Raw genomic sequence first — 16,876 nt, 5'->3', positions numbered from 1 at the left:
GGAGACCCATCATGACCACTTCAGTTCAAACCAGCGGGGAGCGTTGGAACGACCTTGACGCCGTCCGCGCCCTGGCCCTGTTCCTGGGCATCGTCTTGCATGGCGTCATGTCGTTCATGGAGCCGCGGTTTTGGGTCATCGCCGATGTCGAAACCTCGACCGGGGCCAATATCGCCTTTTACGTCATCCACATTTTCCGCATGACGACCTTCTTCGTCCTGGCTGGTTTCTTCGCCCGCCTGCTGCTTGAAAAGCGCGGAACCTTGACCGCCTTCCTTGGAAACCGCCTGAAGCGCGTCGGCCTACCGCTGGTCGCCTTCTGGCCGGTGGTTCTCGCTGCCATCATCACCCTCGTGATCGTTGCCAATATGCCGGCGGCAGGTTCCGCCGCTGCGGCCGCCCCGCCGCCACCGCCGCCCGCCCTGACGGCCGACACCTTCCCGTTTACCCACCTGTGGTTCCTGTACGTTTTGCTGCTGTTCTATGTCGGCATGGCCGTCATCAAGGTCATCACCGATGTCACCCGCATCGGTGCCCCGCTGGGCCGTGCGCTGGACAAGGTCGTTGGACTGCTGACCAAGAGCGACCTGATCACGCTGGTCCTGGCCCTGCCTTTGGCTGCGACCTTTTACTTCAACAGCGAATGGATGATGTGGATGGGCATCCGGACGCCCGATACCGGCATAATCCCGAACGCGATGGCGGTGGCCGGCTTCACCACGGCCTTCACCTTTGGCTGGTGGCTGCACCGCCGGGCTGACCTGCTGGACCACCTCGCCAGCCGGTGCTGGCTCTACGGCCTTGCCGCCGTCGGCGGCACCTGGCTCTGCCTGACCCTGGTCGGCCCGGCCCCGACATTTGCCACCGTCAACGGTGCGGACCATCCGATCTACTGCCTGGTCTATCCGTTGACGACCTGGGCATGGACCTTCTTCCTGATCGGCCTGGCGCGGGTCCTGCTCAAGACAAAGGAAGTGCCAATGATCCGCTACGCCGCCGACTCGTCCTACTGGGTCTATATTGTCCACATCCCGTTGGTCATGCTGTTCCAGTACCTGATCAAGGACATCGCTTTGAGCGTCGAATTCAAGGCCGGCATCGTGATCTTCGGTACGCTGTTTGTCGGCCTGTTGAGCTATGCACTCTTCGTGCGGTACACTTTCATCGGCACGATTCTTAACGGCCGCCGCAGCAAGGTCCAAAAAGGCGCTGACCCCGTCCTCCAGGAAGCGTAAGTGGTCTGGAAGCCCCCACTCAACGGCCCCCGGGTGGTTTGCCATCCGGGGGCTTCGTCACAGGAAAAGCGCATGGAAGCCCCGGACCTGCAAAAGGAAGACGCCCACAGGGACGAGGCACATGGAGATCTGGCCTTTCTCAAGACCCTCGTGTCCCAGGCTCCGAAAGCGCAGGTCACGGCGGGCCAGGTGTTTGCCGTCGCCGGCGCCGCTTACAGCGCGCAGTGTTTCCTGTACTGGCTGCAGATCGTGTTTGGCTGGCAATGGCCGGGCTGGTTGAACGTGATGGTCGCCGTTACGCCGATCGCGATCCTGGTGGGGTTCATCGGCTGGGTGTTCTGGCGGGATCGCAACGAGGCTAGCCAGGGCGTCGCCACGCGGGCGCTGAACTCGGCCTTCGCCAGCGCCGGCCTGGCCAATCTGGCCCTGTGCGTGGTCTTCGGCTACGTCTCGGCGACGCAGCAGAACTTCCTGATCTGGCTGCTGTATCCGCCGGTGTCCTGCGCTGCCCTGGGGGCGTGCTGGTATGTTGCCTTCATGGTGCGGCGCAAGTTGTGGCTGCTGGGTGTGGCGTTCGGCTGGTGGGCGACGGCCATGGCGCTGGGCTTCCTGATCCGCAACATGGGCGGTTATCTCCTGCTGCTGAGTGTCGCCCTGCTGGTGCTGATGGTGGTGCCCGGCCTGATCATGGCGCGGTCGGGCAAGGCCGACGAGGTCGGTGAACCTTCGGCCGACGGCGCGCACAAGGATCTGGCCTTCCTGAAGGCGTTGGTCACCGAAGGCCCCAAGGCTCAAAGGGGGGCGGGTCAGCTCTTTTTCATTGCGGGGGTGCTCTACGGCCTCCAGTGTTTCGGCTTTTGGGTGCCGATCGCGTTTAGGCTGACGTGGCCGGAAGTGGCCTTCATGTTTGTCGGATTCGCGCCGACCGCCCTCTTCCTGGGCGCCATGTTCTGGATGATGTGGCGCGACCGAAAGGACAGCATGCACGGTGCCGCCACGCGCGCCATCAACGGCGCCTTCGCCAGCGCCGGCCTGGCGAACCTGTCGATGTGCGTCGCGCTTGGCTATGTCTCGGCCAGCGAGAAGAACCAGCTGATCTGGATGCTGTACCCCGCCGTGGTGTCGGCCTTTCAGGGCGCGTGCTGGTACGTCGCCTTCGTCGTCCGGCGCAAGTTGTGGCTGAGCGCGGTTTCGGCGGGCTGGTTCCTGACCGCCGTCACCATGGGCTTTTTGATCCGTGATCTCGGCAACTATCTGTTTGTATTCGGTTTCGCGTTGTTCGTGCTGATGGCGGCGCCCGGCTATGTCATGTCGCGTGCCGGAAAGGGCGGATAGCGTGTCGGGTTTCGACGTCAACCGGCTGGACGACGCGATCCACGGCCGCCTCAGGCTGGGCATTATGGCCTATCTGATGGATGCCGAGGCCGCCGACTTCAACGAGCTTAAGGCGCTTCTGGACGCGACGCAGGGTAACCTGTCGGTCCACCTGCGCAAGCTCGAAGAGGCCGGCTATATCGAGATCGTCAAGAGCTTCCAGGGGCGTAAACCCCTGACGCGGGCGCATATCACGCCGGCCGGCCGCCAGGCCTTCGCCGGCTATCTGGAGGCCTTGTCCAAGCTGGTCGAGAAGCGTTAGATGGCGGGCATGGGGAAGCGTTTCGATTGGGACAGATTGGTCTGGTTAAACTTCGCTGGACTTTTGCTGGCCGGGACGTGCCTGGTGACGCGGGCGGCGGTCTGGAGCGTTGCCGCGTGTGCGCTGGCGCCTGTGGTTGCATGCGGTCTCGTTCTGGCTTCACGGCGCGAGTTGACGCTCGATCCAGATGATCCGATGCGTCGAACAACGCTTTATTATCTGGCGACACTCCCTGGCTGCGCCTTGGGTGCAGCAACTGCAGCCTACAACCTTATCGACTGGCTAATGCCATTGCTAGCAGCGTGTTTTGTCGCTTTGGCTCTGACCTTGTGGAGCTGGTCAAAAAGGCCGTTGCAGGTGCGCGCTGTTGGTTTTATCATTCTGGGTAGCGTGCCCTATGTTTACGCTGTGCTGGTTCATGGCAACGCGCTTCTGGATAAGCGCGGGCGTGTGGAATCGGTCGTAGTGTCGGCAAAAAAGACCAGTGGCCGCTATGCTACCCCTTACTTTATGCTCTCAGCCTGGTCCCTGAAGCCTGAGAGCGATTGGCAGAAAGTCAATATCGACCTGTACGACAATGTGCAGATCGACGATCGGGTCTGCATCATTTCACATCCCGGGGGACTAGGATTTCGGTGGTATGAGGTCCGAATTTGTGAGTCACATCCAGCGGCGACATAAAGACGTCCGCCTCTTAACCCCTCGCGCTTTACGCTTCTCGGTCCGGCGCTTTCGGCCGGAAGACAAGAGAAACCGTCACGAAGCTGATGATCAGCAGCAGGCCCCATGACCCCATCTTGTGCAGGCTGACCGGCTTCCAGGCGTCGCCGGCGCCATAGTACTGCCAGGTGCGGGTGAAAGTGCCGATGTTTTCGGCCAGCCACAGAAAAAATGCGGTCAGCGTGCCGGCCAGCAGAAATGGCATGGCATGGACGCGCTGATCGATGCGGAAAAAGACGAAGCAGCGCAGGAACATCACGGCCGCCACCGCAAAGAGCAGGTAGCGGATGTCGTAGACATAGTGGTGACTGAAGAAGTTGATGTAGATGGCCACCGCCAGCAGCCAGGTCATCCAGGCCTTGGGGTAGTTCGAAAACCGCATGTCGAAGACGCGGATGGCGCGGGCGATGAAGCTGCCGACGCTGCCGTACATGAAGCCGGTGAACAGTGGCACACCGGCGATGCGTAAGATGGCGTCTTCGGGATAGGACCACGAGCCCATATGTGTCTTGAAGATCTCCATGACCGTGCCAGTGACATGGTAGAGGAAGATGACCTTGACCTCGTCCAGGGTTTCGAGCCGCGTCCAGACCAGCGCGGCCTGGATCAGGACGGCGCAGATCAGCAGAAAATCATAGCGATGGACGGGGGCATTATCGGGCCAGACCAGCGCGGTAATTATGATCAGGAATAGCATGGCGGCGCCGAACAGGCACGACCACGCCATCTTCAGCCCGAACAGGACGAACTCGGCCAGGGGTTCCGGTAGCCGGCGCAGGGTCGATCGGATCCACCGTCGGGCGGGTTGCAGGAAGGGGGCGAGGGGGTGGGTATTCACCTATACCTCCCCGCCATAGGTGGGGAGGGGGACCATGAGTGAAGCGAAACGCAGTGAAGCGCAGCGAAATGGTGGTGGGGCGACTTGCTGTCGGAGTAGCCGATTACAGTGTTTCCGAAAGGAAGTCGCCCCACCACCACACCTCGTCCTTCGCTGCGCTTCGTCCTCGTGCGGTCCTTCTCTTGCCGGAGCAGTACTCCGGCTACGCTCACCCGACGCGAAGAGCGCGGGGAGGTATGACTTTTACCACGGCTTGAAGTGCTTGGACAGTTTCAACCCCTGGCGCTGGTAGGTCGAACCCGTCTCACCGTACAGCTTGATCGGCCGTTCCGTCAGCGGTTCATAGACCAGCCGCGCCACGGTCTGACCGTCTTCCAGCAGGAAGGGCGTCTCGTGACAGCGCACTTCCAGCACGCCCTTGGAGCCCAGGGCATCAGCCTCTTTGGTGCCGAAGCCCGGATCGAAGAAGCCGGCATAGTGGACGCGGAACTCGCCGACGCTGGGGTCGATCGGCAGCATCTCGGCGGCTTCCAGAACCGGAATCTCGACATTGCCTTTGGAGGCCAGGATATAGAACTCACCCGGATCGAGCAGAAGCTGGCCGGCGCTCTGATAAAGGGGTTCCCAGTATTTGCGCGGATCATGGCCTTCGATATGGTCCAGGTCGATAATGCCGGCATGGCGCCGCGCCCGAAAGCCGACCAGCTCGCCGGTCAGGTCGACGCCGCAGTCGAAGGTGTAGAGCTTGGGCGAGTGGCCGCGTTTCAGGCGCAACTGGTTCAGCCGCGTCCCGGTCCGCGCCAGGACGGAAAAGGTCTGGGGAGCGATCTCAACATAGATCGGACCGCAATAACCTTCGACGACGTCATCGAACAGGTCGCCGCGGTCCGACAGCAGGCGCACGAAAACATCAACCCGGCCGGTCGAGGATTTCGGGTTGGCGCGCGCGGTGATGCCGCGCGGCAGGTTGAGACGTTCCTGCAATTCCGCGATATAGACGCACCCGGACTCGAAGACGGCGCCCTTGCTCAGGTCCATCTCGTGCATCACCACGTCCTTCAGCCGATCCGCTACCGTTCGGCCACGCGGCAGATACGAGGCCCGCACCCGCCACGCCCGCGCACCCAGCCGCAGGTCTATGCTCGCCGGCTGGATCTGGTCGGACTCGAGCGGCGTGTCGCTCGCCACCACACCCGCCTCGACCAGGGCCGCCAGATGCTGCATCGGCAGAATGCCTTGCGGAAGGGGAAGGTTGGCGACGGCGGAATGAGAACTCATGTAAGGCTTGTCTCTTTTCTTTAGGAGGATCAATCTTTAAGAGAGGTCGCCGGTCTCAGCAAGAAGATAAGCATGCCCTATCAGCACACCAGTCACGGTATCACCGTCAGCGTCGAGGTCGATTATGTCCCCCAGGAGGAAAGCGGTCACGATGACCGCTATCTGTGGGCCTATCACATCACGCTGATCAATGGATCGGATGAGGTGGTGCAGCTAAAGACGCGCCACTGGGACATTATGGACGGGCTGGGCCGGGTCCAGGTGGTCGAAGGTCCGGGTGTCGTCGGTGAGGTGCCGATTCTGCGGCCCGGGCAGGCCTATACCTATTCGTCCGGCTGTCCGCTGCCGACGCCATCGGGCTCGATGGGCGGCTATTACATGTTCGAACGCGACGACGGCGTGGCGCTGCGGGTGAAGATTCCGGATTTCTCGCTGGATTTGCCCGATATCCGGCGTGTGCTGAACTAAAGAAGCCCCGCCACTGGTTCGGCGCGCAGAAAGGCGATGACCTGGGCCTCACCCTCGTGCGCGTTATTCCAGAAGGCATTGCAAAGGCGATCCTTCTTGTCGAGATAGACGCTTTGGTGTTCGCAATAGGCAACCAAAGCTTCGAGTTTTCCGGCCAGTTTGTCGAGATAGGGTTTGAGTGGGATGTCGGCGCGGGCGATTCCGCACAACAGATCGTCGATTTTCATGCCATCGGCTGGCACTTCTTCGATGACCAGATCATACCAGGCTTCGACGAACGCGATTATGGCGGCGCGTTCGCTCTTGTGCCATTTGCCCCAGCCCGCCAGTGGCAGTTTGCCCAGGGTTGTCTCGGGGCCGAAATAACGGTCTTCCTGGCCATAATCGACCGACAGTTCAAGCAGCCGTGGCAGGTAGTAGCGCCAGTCGGCCACCTCACCGGCGGTGTAGAAGGCCGAGCCGACATAGGCGTCGATATCGCCAGCCATAATGTCCCGCAAAGGCTTAGACAGGATTTTACGGTAATGCTCCGGGTCCTTGCAGCACGGGCAGGCGTCGATGTACCGTGGCCGGGGCGCGGCGAATTCGTCGTAAAGACGTTCGAGCGCGGCATAGACCGCCGGTGACATGCTTTCCCCCCAAAAAGAGACCCCGCCGTCAGGAACGGCGGGGCATCATATCAGCTTTGGCGAAAAGCTGCGAGACCGAGTCTCTTACAGATAGCGGCGCAGGTTGCGCGACAGATCCGCGCCTGTGTCGCGCTTCTTGGTCTTTTGCGACGGCTGATAGGCGACCCGGGCGTGCTCGACGCAGTACGGGGTGCCGTCATCGGCTCGGCGGCCGCAGAACGAGAAGCTGTCCGAGGACGGGTCGCCGATAGGCCACTTGCACATCTTGGCGCCGAGCGTGAGCACGGTTGCCGTGCCGGGCGCTTCGACATAGGGCACGACCGGAGTCGATATGACCGGGCGCGAAATCACCGGTTCGGTGCGGCGCGGCTGCGGCGCGGCATGGGTCGGGCTGGCCGCATGCGAGATCGCCGGACGGGCTGGCCGCGACGGTTTGTACAGCGGGCGGGTCGGCTGCGACGGCGCGGCGCGCCCCGACAAACCAAGACGATGCACCTTGCCGATCACGGCATTACGGGTGACGCCACCCAGCTGCTTGGCGATCTGGCTGGCCGAATGGCCTTCTTGCCAGAGCTTCTTCAGGGTTTCGACGCGTTCGTCAGTCCAACTCATGTTTCACTCTCCCATAGCCACTTCCGGGCCATCACAGCGGCGAAATCACTTGCGGATCGCAAGGCATCACACCACAATATGTAGACATGTCCGTATGGACCTGCTCCCCAGCCACCTATAGATAGTAAACGAAGAGTTAAAAACCGCAATATATGGTGTGAAGGGAAATTGCGACTGTCCACATATATCTATATGTAGTGTTCGGACAATCCACATGTGTGGATAACTGGCCCGTGGTGCAATCCCCTGCTGGGACTCGCAAAGTGCGACCATGAATATCCCCGCGCTCAGGCCGCACAGATATGACCGCAAGAACAAAAATCTGAATGTTCAGCTACTTCTCCTCCCCAGGGCGATGGGCAGCGGGGTGGCCGGTGCCATGGCGAGCAAGCGGAAATCGAAGATCGTAGCGCTGGCTGCCGGCGGGGCCCAACCCGATGTCGTCTGGCGGCAGGAACGGGAGGCGCCGGACGGGAATTTTCCGGCGAAAGCTCAGGAGGCCGCAGGCTATGGCACCATCTGGCATGGCCAGACACTCTGGGACGGGGTTGCACAAAGCCCAGGTAGATCGCCATGTCCGAAGCTGGGAAAAGACCAGCGACCATGCGCCGGTCTGGATCGTGCTTGACGATTGAAGCCGGCCTGTGGCATCTGACGGCTGTGCTCAGGCATGCGGGTGTAGCTCAATGGTAGAGCAGCAGCTTCCCAAGCTGACAACGAGGGTTCGATTCCCTTCACCCGCTCCAGGTACGGCGCCGTCCTCATGAGGACCTGTCATGGCCAAACTTATCCTCGCGATGAACATCTCTCTCGACGGTTATGTCGACGACCTGGCCGGCAATCTGGTCATGGGTCCGCCCAGTCCGGACCTTTTCCGCTACTGGATTGAAACGGTCCGCAGCCATAGCGGCGTCTTCTATGGCCGCCGCATGTATGAGGTCATGCGCTACTGGGACGACGACCATCCGGAATGGACCGCGCCGCTACAGGAATTTGCCGTCGCCTGGCGAAACCTCCCCAAATGGGTGGTCTCTGGCACACTATCGGCCGTGGGTCCGAACGCGACGCTTGTCACCGGCGATATCGCGGCGCGGGTGCGCGACCTTAAAGCCCGCACCCAAGGCACGCTTAGCGTTTCGGGTCCGCAACTGGCTGGCCTGATGACCCGGCTGGGCCTGATCGATGAATACCACATGCTGCTGCGCCCCTTCGTGCTCGGACAAGGCAAACCGTTTTTCCATGAGGGCAGGCCACCCCTGCGGCTGATGTCGACGGCGCAGGTCGACGATGCGACGGTTCACCTCGTCTATGAACCTGCCTGAACGCGGCGATCTTTCTGTTTCCATCGCAACCGTTTAAATTCGTTGATCTGTTTCGGCTTCCCTTATAGATGGGGCCATGGGTGATCGGATCTATCTTTATGACTCGACCCTGCGCGACGGAGCGCAGGCGCAGGGCATCGATTTTTCGGTGGCCGACAAACAGGCCATTGCCGAGGCACTCGATGCCTTTGGCATCGACTATATCGAAGGCGGATGGCCCGGCGCCAATCCGACTGACGACGCCTTTTTCGCCGCACTGCCGGCAACGAAACGCTCCCGCATATCGGCCTTTGGTATGACCCGCCGCGCCGGCCGCTCGGCCTCCAACGATCCCGGACTCCAGGATCTGCTGGCCGTCAATACCCCGACCATTTGCCTGGTCGGCAAGAGTTGGGACTGGCAGGTCGAAACCGCGCTCAAGGTCTCGAAGGCCGAAAACCTGCGCATGATCGCGGAGTCTATTGCTCATGTCGTCGCCAGCGGCCGCGAAGCCGTGTTTGACGCCGAACATTTCTTCGACGGCTACAAGGCCAATCCGGCCTATGCACTTGAGGTTCTGGCGGCCGCCCATGGCGCCGGCGCCGAATGGCTGGTGCTGTGCGACACCAATGGCGGTTCGCTGCCGTCGCAGGTCCGCACCATCGTCGGTGCGGTGAAGGAACGTCTGCCTCAGGCGCGCCTGGGCATCCATTGTCACAACGATACCGAACAGGCGGTGGCCAATTCGATCGCTGCGGTCGAGGCCGGCGTCCGCCAGATTCAGGGCACGATCAACGGCATCGGTGAGCGCTGCGGTAATGCCAACCTGATCGCCCTGATCCCGACCCTGATGCTGAAGATGGGTTTCGATACCGGCCTGAGCGATGAGCAACTGACGCGTATCGGCCAGTTGTCGCGTCTGGTCGATGATCGGCTGAACCGGGCGCCCAACCGCCATGCCGCCTACGTCGGCGCCAGCGCCTTTGCCCACAAGGGCGGGCTGCATGTCAGCGCCATGACCAAGGATTCGCGCTCCTACGAACATATCGACCCGGCCCTTGTCGGGGCCAGCCGGCTGATCCTGGTATCGGACAAGGCCGGGCGCGCCAACATCCTCACGCGTCTCGAACAAATGGGGATTGTGGTCAAGGCCGACGACGACCGGATCGGCGACCTGGTCAAGGCCGTGAAGGAACGTGAGGCCCTGGGCTATGCCTATGAGGATGCCAGCGCCAGTTTCGAACTGATGGCGTTGCAGCGCCTGGGCGCCTTGCCGTCCTGGTACGAACTGCAGAGTTACCGCGCGCTGGATGAGTGCCGCATCGACTCCCGTGGCCAGCGCTTTACCGTTGCCGAAGCAACGGTAAAGCTGAAGATCCGTGGCGAATCCGTCATGACGGTCGCGGAGGGCAATGGCCCTGTTAATGCTTTGGATGCGGCCCTGCGCAAGGCCTTGTTGCCGCACTATCCGGAACTGGCGGCCATGCATCTGAATGACTACAAGGTGCGCATCCTGACGCCGTCAGAAGCCACCGCCGCCCTGACGCGCGTGATGATCGAAAGCCGCGACGATAATGGCCACAAGTGGAACACGCTGGGGGTCAGCCACAACGTGATCGATGCCTCCTATCACGCCCTGTTCGACGCCATTACCTATCACCTGATGAAGGCGCGGGCGCCGAAAGTGGCATGATTCACCGGACATCAAGGGTTTGGTGCCACTCTGGCGGCAGCCGGGGGTTGCCATGGGCTGGGTCAAGCTGTTTCTGTCACCGCATGGGCGTATCGGCATGCGTATCTACGCCGCTGCCATGGTTGGCGTCATCGTGGTCCAGGTCTTCAGTCTAGCGCTTCCGGTCGTGGGCCTGCTTATTTTTCCCCTCCTGAACTATCCGGGCCTGTGTCTGGCCGTAAAGCGGTTGCATGACTGGAATCGGTCAGGTTTCTGGATGATCGCGCCGTATGTTGTTATCACTGGCTACATCTTGACGCTGTTTTGGTACGCCCTGATTACAATGGGTGGCGGCGGTAATTTCAGTGGCGGCTCGCCGGAGAACGGGCGCATCGGACGTGCCTTGGCGCACAATGCCGGGTATGTTCTCTTCTTGATGCCGATCCTGTTTTTGGCCCTGATCGGCATGGTCCCGGGCAGTCTGGGCGCCAACAGGTTTGGCATCCCGTGGCAGCCGCGCGCGGTTTGATGCGTTGACAATCCGCGGTGGCCGGCGCCTAGAGCGGGATGAGTTTTGATGGAATCAAAACCCCGCTCTAAGGTTTTGGTTTGTCGCGCAATTTTTCCGAAAACGGGAGCGCCCGTGCGGTGGCGTCCACTTTATCGGATTGCGCTCTAAATCGCACGGCAAGGGTTACAACAAAGCATGTCTTCCAAAGACTTTCTGGACCTCCACGTCATCCGCTATCTGCGCCAAAAGCCGCAGCTTTTGCTGTCGCTGGCCGCTGCCTTGACGGTGCTGGCCGCGTGTCACGTCTTTACGCCCGTCAACGATCTGACTGCGGCTCTGGTCGCGTGGAACAGTTTTACCTGCCTGTATATCGCCATCGCCCTGGTCCACATGCTCCGCGCCAGCTATGCCACCCTGGAAAGCCGTGCCCATCTCTATGATGATGGCGAGGGTGTGATCCTGATCCTGTCGCTCGTGGCGGCGGGCTTGAGTTTTGCCGCCATCGCCGGTGAGTTGGCCACGTCGGCAGGTTTGCCACCGGCGGTAAAGGCGTGGCATATCGCGCTGTCGGGCGTGACTCTGTTGAGTTCTTGGACCTTTATCCATCTGGCCTTCGCCTTTCATTACGCCCACGGCTACTACAGCGGGCTGGCGCGGCCGAAGCCTGTCGCGGGCCTGATCTTTCCCGGCAAGGAGCAGCCGCATTACAGCGACTTCCTCTATTTCGCCTTCGTCATCGGGACGTCGGGTCAGACGGCGGATGTCGCCTTCGCCACGCGGGAAATGCGCCGCATCGGCACGGTGCATTGCGTGGCGGCCTTTCTGTTCAACGCCACGGTTTTGGCCCTGACCATCAATATTGCCGCGTCGCTGATCGCGAAGTAGCGGCGGCGTCAGAAGTATGGCGAGGCGCTGTCGGCGTTCGTGGCCAAAGATATTCAAGACATGGGGTCGCAGGTCCCACACCCCATCACTTGCCCTTGGCGAGGTCATCAAACGCGCGAAGGACCCCAATCAGCTCCCGCATCTCCTCGATGCGGATCATGTTCGGACCATCCGACGGCGCATGGTCCGGATCCTGGTGGGTCTCGATAAACACCGCCGACACCCCGATCGCGCAGGCTGCCCGCGCCAGAACCGGCGCGAACTCACGCTGACCGCCCGAGGTCGTGCCCTGGCCGCCCGGCTGCTGCACCGAATGGGTGGCATCAAACACGATCGGATAGCCGGTCTGGGCCATGATCGGCAAGCCGCGGAAATCGGTCACCAGGGTATTGTACCCGAACGACGTGCCGCGATCGCACAGCATCACCCGTTCATTGCCGGTCGAAGCGATCTTCCTGGCGACATTGGCCATGTCCCACGGCGCCAGGAACTGACCCTTCTTGACATTGATCGCCTTGCCGGTTTCGCCGGCCGCCAGCAGCAGGTCCGTTTGGCGGCACAAAAACGCCGGGATCTGGATGACATCGACCACCTCGCCGACCGGGGCGCACTGATGGGCATCGTGGACGTCGGTCAGTACCGGACAGCCGAATTGCGCCCGGACATCGGCCAGGATCTGCAGGCCCTCGTCCATGCCGATACCGCGCGCCGTACCGATCGAGGAGCGGTTGGCTTTGTCGTAGCTGGATTTATAGATGAATTTCGTGCCCGTCGGCTGACAGGCCTCGGCGATCTTTTCGGCCATCATCAGCGCGTGGTCGCGGCTTTCGATCTGGCACGGGCCGGCGATCAGGGCGAACGGTTCGTCCCCGCCGATCTTGATGCCGCCGACCTCGATCACCTTTGTTTTCACATGTTGCGCATTGATCATCTTTGTCACTCCGAACCGGTGGCGTTTGGGGCTGACAACCCCTCACCCTAACCCTCTCCCCTCGAGTGGGGAGAGGGAACCAAGGTGCTGCCTATTCCCTCAAATTACACTTTCAATCCGGGCCACATCGACCGGATTGTTCAGCTCCCAGAATACGCGGCCGCGGCCATCGACCTCGACGCAGCGGATGAGCACGCCGTTCTCCAGGAACCGCAGTTGCTCCAGCCCCTCATACTTTTCCAGCGGCCCGGTGCTCCAGCCAACATAGGCCTCCAGCGCCTCGGCGCGGTAGGCATAGACGCCGACATGGTGGAAGACCGGGATCAGATCGCCCTCAGCAAAGGTTTTGCCCGTATAGGGAATGACTTCTTTCGAGAAGTACAGTGCGTTCATGGTGGAATCGAACACCGCCGTCGTGCCACCGACGCGGCCATGCAGGCGGTCCTCGACGAAGTTGGCATGGGTCACGGCGTCGCAACGCAGCACGGGCGTCGCCATCTGGACCTCAGGGTGCTTCTTCATCTCGGCGATCAGGTCCTCGACGAACCAGGCCGGGGTCAGCGGCGCATCGCCCTGCAGATTGACATAGAGGTCGTAGGCGTGCGGCAAGCCCGGCAGGGCATCTGCCACACGCTCGGTGCCATTGGCGCACAGTTCCGAGGTCATGATTACCTCGGCGCCGAAGGCTTCGGCGGCGTCCCTGATGCGGTCGTCGTCGGTGGCGACAAAGACAGCGTCGACGCCCTTCACGGCTTTGGCGGCTTCCCACGAGCGCTGGATCAGCGACTTGGCAACGCCGTCCTTGCCCTTCAGCATGACCAGGGGTTTGCCGGGATAACGGCTGGAGGCGTAGCGCGCCGGAATGATGACGACAGTTTTCATGCTACACCCGCGCGCAGACAGTCATGGATATGGATCAGGCCGACCGGCGTTTTCGTCTCATCGACGACGAACAGGCAGGTGATCTTGCGATCGTTCATCACGCCCAGGGCTTCGACCGCCAGATGACCGGCAGCAATGGTGCGCGGCCGGCGGTGCATGACATCGGCCGCCCGCTTGGTCATCAGCCCGTCCATATGCCGGCGCAAATCGCCGTCGGTGATGATCCCGGTCAGGACGCCGCCATTGCAGACGCCGACGACACCGAAGCTCTTGGCGGTCATGACCAGCAGGGCCTCGCTCATCGGGGCGCCTTCGCCGATCAGCGGCAGGTCGTCGCCCTTGTGCATCAGGGCTGACACGGTCAGCAGTTGCGCCCCCAGCTTGCCGCCGGGGTGGAAGACCTTGAAATCGGTCGGCTGAAAGCCCTTCTTTTCCATCACGGCTACGGCCAGGGCATCTCCCAGGGCCAGGGTCATGGTGGTCGAGGTGGTCGGCGCCATGCCGATAGCGCAGGCTTCCGGCGCATTGGGCAGCAGAAGCGGGACATCGGCCGTGGTCAGCAGGGTCGAGCCCGGCCGCGACGCCACACCGATCAGCGGGATGCCGAAGCGGCGGGTGTGGCCCAGAATGTCGCTCAGCTCCGAGGTTTCGCCGGAATTGCTGAGCACGATGCAGATATCGTCCGGGGTGATCATGCCGAGATCGCCATGCGACGCTTCGGCGGGATGAACGAAGAAGGACGGTGTGCCGGTGGAGGCCAGGGTGGCCGCGATCTTGCGCGCGATATGGCCGGACTTGCCCATGCCGGACAGGATGACCCGGCCGGTGCAGGCGTGGATCAGTTCGACAGCGCGGACGAAGTTCTCATCCAGAGACCCCGCGAACAGCAGCAGCGCCTCGCCTTCGGTGCGCAGGACGCGCGCACCGGTGGCCAGGACAGCGGTCTGGCCATTAATGTCGAAGGATGGGATATCGGAAACGGGCGCGGTGTCGGACATTCTGGCTCGCATATGGGAAGCGCGCCCCTCTTAGCAAGCTTGTTCTTATGGAACAATGACCGTATTGGGCCCATCAGCGCGCCGGCGCCGGACAGACAATCACATCGTAGTATTCCCAACCGAAACGGCCTGGATAGACCTTTACACAGGCCGTATCTTTGACATTGACCCTGTCATACAATTTGGCGGACGACCTCGTAGTCGTCCTCCCGCGTGCGTCCTGCCCAAGGTGACAGGTTCAGGTAATGGTCGCCATCCAAGACGCGTTTTCCGACGACTTCCAGAGGCACCACGCTTGGATCGGCCGCATCGAGCATCTGGTTCAACAGCAGCGTAGCGGCCCAGGCGTAAAGGCAGGTCATAAGCAGGGGCGCCCAGACCTTCGTGGGTTTAAGCCCGCCTTCGACCTTCAAAATTAGCAGAAAGATGGCCAAGGTCAGTATGGCGACCGTGGCCAGCGGGGCTGTCCAGTCGACCTGCTGAACCCCGGATAAAGCCCTTATAACGAGAGCTAGAATTGGTATCAGCGCCAACGCGCCTAGGTTAAGTCTTCCCGGAAAATTTTCATGGACTGTCCAGCGCCCAGGCGCCAGAACAGCGACCGCTATCGCTGCCGGCGGAATAGACATGGTCAGAGCAACGCACAGCAGGTATGGACGCGGGTAGAAGATTGCCCAAAAGCCGATCCCTAGACAGAGCCAGCCGATGCGATTGACCCTGATGGCATTGCGATTGAAGTTTGCCGCACGCTCTTCGGCCGTCCCACCGAAAGCTTGGTTAGTTACGACGGCATCATAATGAGCCGACTCCGCTTCTAACTCGGCGACCTCTTCCTTATTCGGAAAGCGGTCGATAAAGTCTTTAAATATGTCATCCATGCGGCCGAAGTCACTGATGGTAAACCTTTTGCCAGCGCGTGTAACCAGAACGATGACAAAGACGCCAAACAAATTCTGAGCGTTCTGAGTGCGTTCGATATCTTCGAAGCCCAGATGGCGGGTTTTGAAATAGCTGCGAAATTCTAACCGGTCAGCAAATAGAACCAGACGGCCGTTAAAGGCTGACACCAGGCAAGCCAGAGCCAATCCGGCGAAAGGCGCAGCAACGACTGCGGTAAAGACCGTAGGCAAGATCGAAGCCTCATTCAGCCGCCCGGCAAAATAAACGCCTGCACAGAGGGCGAGGAGGAAGAGGATGCCGCCAATGAGCCAGGCAACCTTGGTGCCGGCTCGGTACTCATAGCTACGCGGATAGTTGGATGGATCGGACATGGCTCCCCCCTCGGGATGCCCGATCCTGCCCGTTCCTTGACGGCTTGTCAAAATCACGCCGCCTTTTTGGTCTCCGGCGCGACAAACGGCTTCACGCCGTCGTCGTAGACGATCTCGCCCGGGCGGGCCGGGTCCAGCGAGAAACGCTCGACCAAAGGCGTCTTGTTGCCCTTGAAGCCGCCAAAGGCCTTGGCGATACGCGCCAGCACGATCTTGAACGGCTCCAGTATTTTGGGTGATTTCGCCACCGACGGGTTCAGGCCGAACCAGCGCCGCAGAAGCCCGTTGGCGTACAGCACATTGGCGTGCCACAGCGACTTGGGCGTCATGAACTCGATCGATAGCGACACATTGACCATGTCGCCATTGACGATGCGATGCGGCGCATTCTGGGCCCAGGTCAGCATCTCGCCAGGCTTTAAGTCATGGATCATCGCCTTGGCATCGAACTCGGTGGCGTAGGGCAGGTTCTCATCGGACTCGCGCAACGCGATGCCTTCGATCTGGGCGTCAGTGAAGAAGCCGGCATCGACCGGATAGAGATAGACCTTCTTCACGCCGCGGATCTGCCACAGCATGACCATCGGGATGTCGAGGTGGTAGACGACGTGGGCGTTGGGCGACGAGATCAGCAGGCCTAAGTCGGTTTTCAGGTTGGTCTGGCCGGTCTGGTCCTTGACCTCGGCGAAGATGCGATCGCACAGGAGCTTAACGGCGGTGTCGGCGTGGTTGACGCGGCGCAGGTTCAGCCAAAAGCGCCCGGCCTTGACGCCTTCCATCAGGGCGCGGCCGTCCATATTGTCGCTGCGCCCCAGATACCATTCGCCGAAGACTGTCGGGTCATAGCCCATGGTGAAGACTTCCAGGCTTTCGCGCGGGTAGCGGTCGATCAACGCGATGAGCGCTTCTTCCGTGAATAGCTCGCTGTTGGCGAGGTCGTGGTTGAACAGCAGGTTTTCCTTGCCGAATTTGCGGGTCTTGTCGTCATTCCAGTGCAGGAGGGTCATGC

18 protein-coding genes and 1 tRNA gene are annotated in these 16,876 nt (G+C 61.2%); 10 read left to right on the top strand and 9 right to left on the bottom strand.

The genetic code is table 11. The features are described 5' to 3' along the window. The first annotated feature begins 11 nt into the window (after positions 1 to 11). The 4 genes from ABAC402_RS23045 to ABAC402_RS23035 all read left to right on the top strand — a co-directional run bounded on the left by ABAC402_RS23045 (position 12) and on the right by ABAC402_RS23035 (position 3,552). Entirely contained in the window at positions 12 to 1,235 is a 1,224-nt protein-coding gene (locus ABAC402_RS23045) for an acyltransferase family protein (RefSeq protein ID WP_023448006.1), read from the top strand. A gap of 72 nt (positions 1,236 to 1,307) precedes the next feature. Further along, a complete protein-coding gene (locus ABAC402_RS40610) occupies positions 1,308 to 2,570 on the top strand; it encodes a hypothetical protein (protein WP_023448005.1) in 1,263 nt (420 codons plus the stop codon). Between the two features lies 1 nt (position 2,571). Continuing rightward, entirely contained in the window at positions 2,572 to 2,871 is a 300-nt protein-coding gene (locus tag ABAC402_RS23040; RefSeq protein ID WP_023448004.1) for a transcriptional regulator, read from the top strand. After that, the gene (locus ABAC402_RS23035) at positions 2,872 to 3,552 is read left to right on the top strand and encodes a hypothetical protein (RefSeq protein WP_023448003.1); all 681 of its coding nucleotides are present in this window, start codon (positions 2,872 to 2,874) and stop codon (positions 3,550 to 3,552) included. It begins immediately after the preceding gene. Positions 3,553 to 3,580: 28 nt separating this feature from the next. Here the strand turns inward: ABAC402_RS23035 and ABAC402_RS23030 are convergent, their stop codons facing one another. Together ABAC402_RS23030 and ABAC402_RS23025 are read right to left on the bottom strand one after the other, a co-directional pair. Further along, positions 3,581 to 4,429, bottom strand: coding sequence for a DUF817 domain-containing protein (locus ABAC402_RS23030; protein WP_023448002.1), 849 nt, complete (start codon positions 4,427 to 4,429; stop codon positions 3,581 to 3,583). 243 nt (positions 4,430 to 4,672) lie between these two features. After that, entirely contained in the window at positions 4,673 to 5,707 is a 1,035-nt protein-coding gene (locus ABAC402_RS23025) for a 2'-deoxycytidine 5'-triphosphate deaminase (protein ID WP_023448001.1), read from the bottom strand. Between the two features lie 72 nt (positions 5,708 to 5,779). On the opposite strand from ABAC402_RS23025, the gene apaG reads away from it, so the two are divergent. After that, positions 5,780 to 6,175, top strand: coding sequence for a Co2+/Mg2+ efflux protein ApaG (gene apaG, locus ABAC402_RS23020; protein WP_023448000.1), 396 nt, complete (start codon positions 5,780 to 5,782; stop codon positions 6,173 to 6,175). On the opposite strand, the gene ABAC402_RS23015 is transcribed toward apaG, so the two are convergent. Together ABAC402_RS23015 and ABAC402_RS23010 are read right to left on the bottom strand one after the other, a co-directional pair. Continuing rightward, positions 6,172 to 6,804, bottom strand: a complete 633-nt coding sequence (locus tag ABAC402_RS23015) for a hypothetical protein (protein ID WP_023447999.1) — start codon at positions 6,802 to 6,804, stop codon at positions 6,172 to 6,174. The two genes, apaG and ABAC402_RS23015, sit on opposite strands and share 4 nt — an antisense overlap. A gap of 84 nt (positions 6,805 to 6,888) precedes the next feature. Continuing rightward, entirely contained in the window at positions 6,889 to 7,416 is a 528-nt protein-coding gene (locus ABAC402_RS23010; protein WP_023447998.1) for a GcrA family cell cycle regulator, read from the bottom strand. Positions 7,417 to 8,088: 672 nt separating this feature from the next. On the opposite strand from ABAC402_RS23010, the gene ABAC402_RS23000 reads away from it, so the two are divergent. From ABAC402_RS23000 to ABAC402_RS22980, 5 genes are all read left to right on the top strand, one after another. Next, positions 8,089 to 8,162: transfer RNA gene (locus ABAC402_RS23000), tRNA-Gly, on the top strand. Positions 8,163 to 8,192: 30 nt separating this feature from the next. Continuing rightward, complete coding sequence (locus ABAC402_RS22995) at positions 8,193 to 8,738, top strand: dihydrofolate reductase family protein (protein WP_023447996.1); 546 nt, start codon at positions 8,193 to 8,195, stop codon at positions 8,736 to 8,738. A 76-nt stretch (positions 8,739 to 8,814) separates the two neighbouring features. After that, positions 8,815 to 10,410, top strand: a complete 1,596-nt coding sequence (gene cimA, locus ABAC402_RS22990; protein WP_023447995.1) for a citramalate synthase — start codon at positions 8,815 to 8,817, stop codon at positions 10,408 to 10,410. 52 nt (positions 10,411 to 10,462) lie between these two features. Beyond that, the gene (locus ABAC402_RS22985; RefSeq protein WP_023447994.1) at positions 10,463 to 10,918 is read left to right on the top strand and encodes a DUF805 domain-containing protein; all 456 of its coding nucleotides are present in this window, start codon (positions 10,463 to 10,465) and stop codon (positions 10,916 to 10,918) included. Positions 10,919 to 11,095: 177 nt separating this feature from the next. Continuing rightward, positions 11,096 to 11,785: a DUF1345 domain-containing protein gene (locus tag ABAC402_RS22980; RefSeq protein WP_023447993.1), complete on the top strand. Its 690-nt coding sequence runs from the start codon at positions 11,096 to 11,098 to the stop codon at positions 11,783 to 11,785. A gap of 85 nt (positions 11,786 to 11,870) precedes the next feature. On the opposite strand, the gene kdsA is transcribed toward ABAC402_RS22980, so the two are convergent. The 5 genes from kdsA to ABAC402_RS22955 all read right to left on the bottom strand — a co-directional run bounded on the left by kdsA (position 11,871) and on the right by ABAC402_RS22955 (position 16,874). Further along, positions 11,871 to 12,716, bottom strand: coding sequence for a 3-deoxy-8-phosphooctulonate synthase (gene kdsA, locus ABAC402_RS22975; RefSeq protein WP_023447992.1), 846 nt, complete (start codon positions 12,714 to 12,716; stop codon positions 11,871 to 11,873). Between the two features lie 99 nt (positions 12,717 to 12,815). Further along, positions 12,816 to 13,598: a 3-deoxy-manno-octulosonate cytidylyltransferase gene (locus tag ABAC402_RS22970; protein ID WP_023447991.1), complete on the bottom strand. Its 783-nt coding sequence runs from the start codon at positions 13,596 to 13,598 to the stop codon at positions 12,816 to 12,818. After that, positions 13,595 to 14,596, bottom strand: a complete 1,002-nt coding sequence (locus tag ABAC402_RS22965; protein WP_023447990.1) for an SIS domain-containing protein — start codon at positions 14,594 to 14,596, stop codon at positions 13,595 to 13,597. Before ABAC402_RS22965 ends, ABAC402_RS22970 begins: the two co-directional genes overlap by 4 nt. 173 nt (positions 14,597 to 14,769) lie before the next feature. Continuing rightward, entirely contained in the window at positions 14,770 to 15,867 is a 1,098-nt protein-coding gene (locus tag ABAC402_RS22960) for a hypothetical protein (RefSeq protein ID WP_023447989.1), read from the bottom strand. Positions 15,868 to 15,920: 53 nt separating this feature from the next. Beyond that, entirely contained in the window at positions 15,921 to 16,874 is a 954-nt protein-coding gene (locus ABAC402_RS22955) for a hypothetical protein (RefSeq protein WP_023447988.1), read from the bottom strand. Positions 16,875 to 16,876: the final 2 nt, after the last annotated feature.

Source organism: Asticcacaulis sp. AC402, assembly GCF_000495835.1.
GTDB lineage: Bacteria > Pseudomonadota > Alphaproteobacteria > Caulobacterales > Caulobacteraceae > Asticcacaulis.
This window is presented reverse-complemented; position numbering and strand designations above follow the sequence as displayed.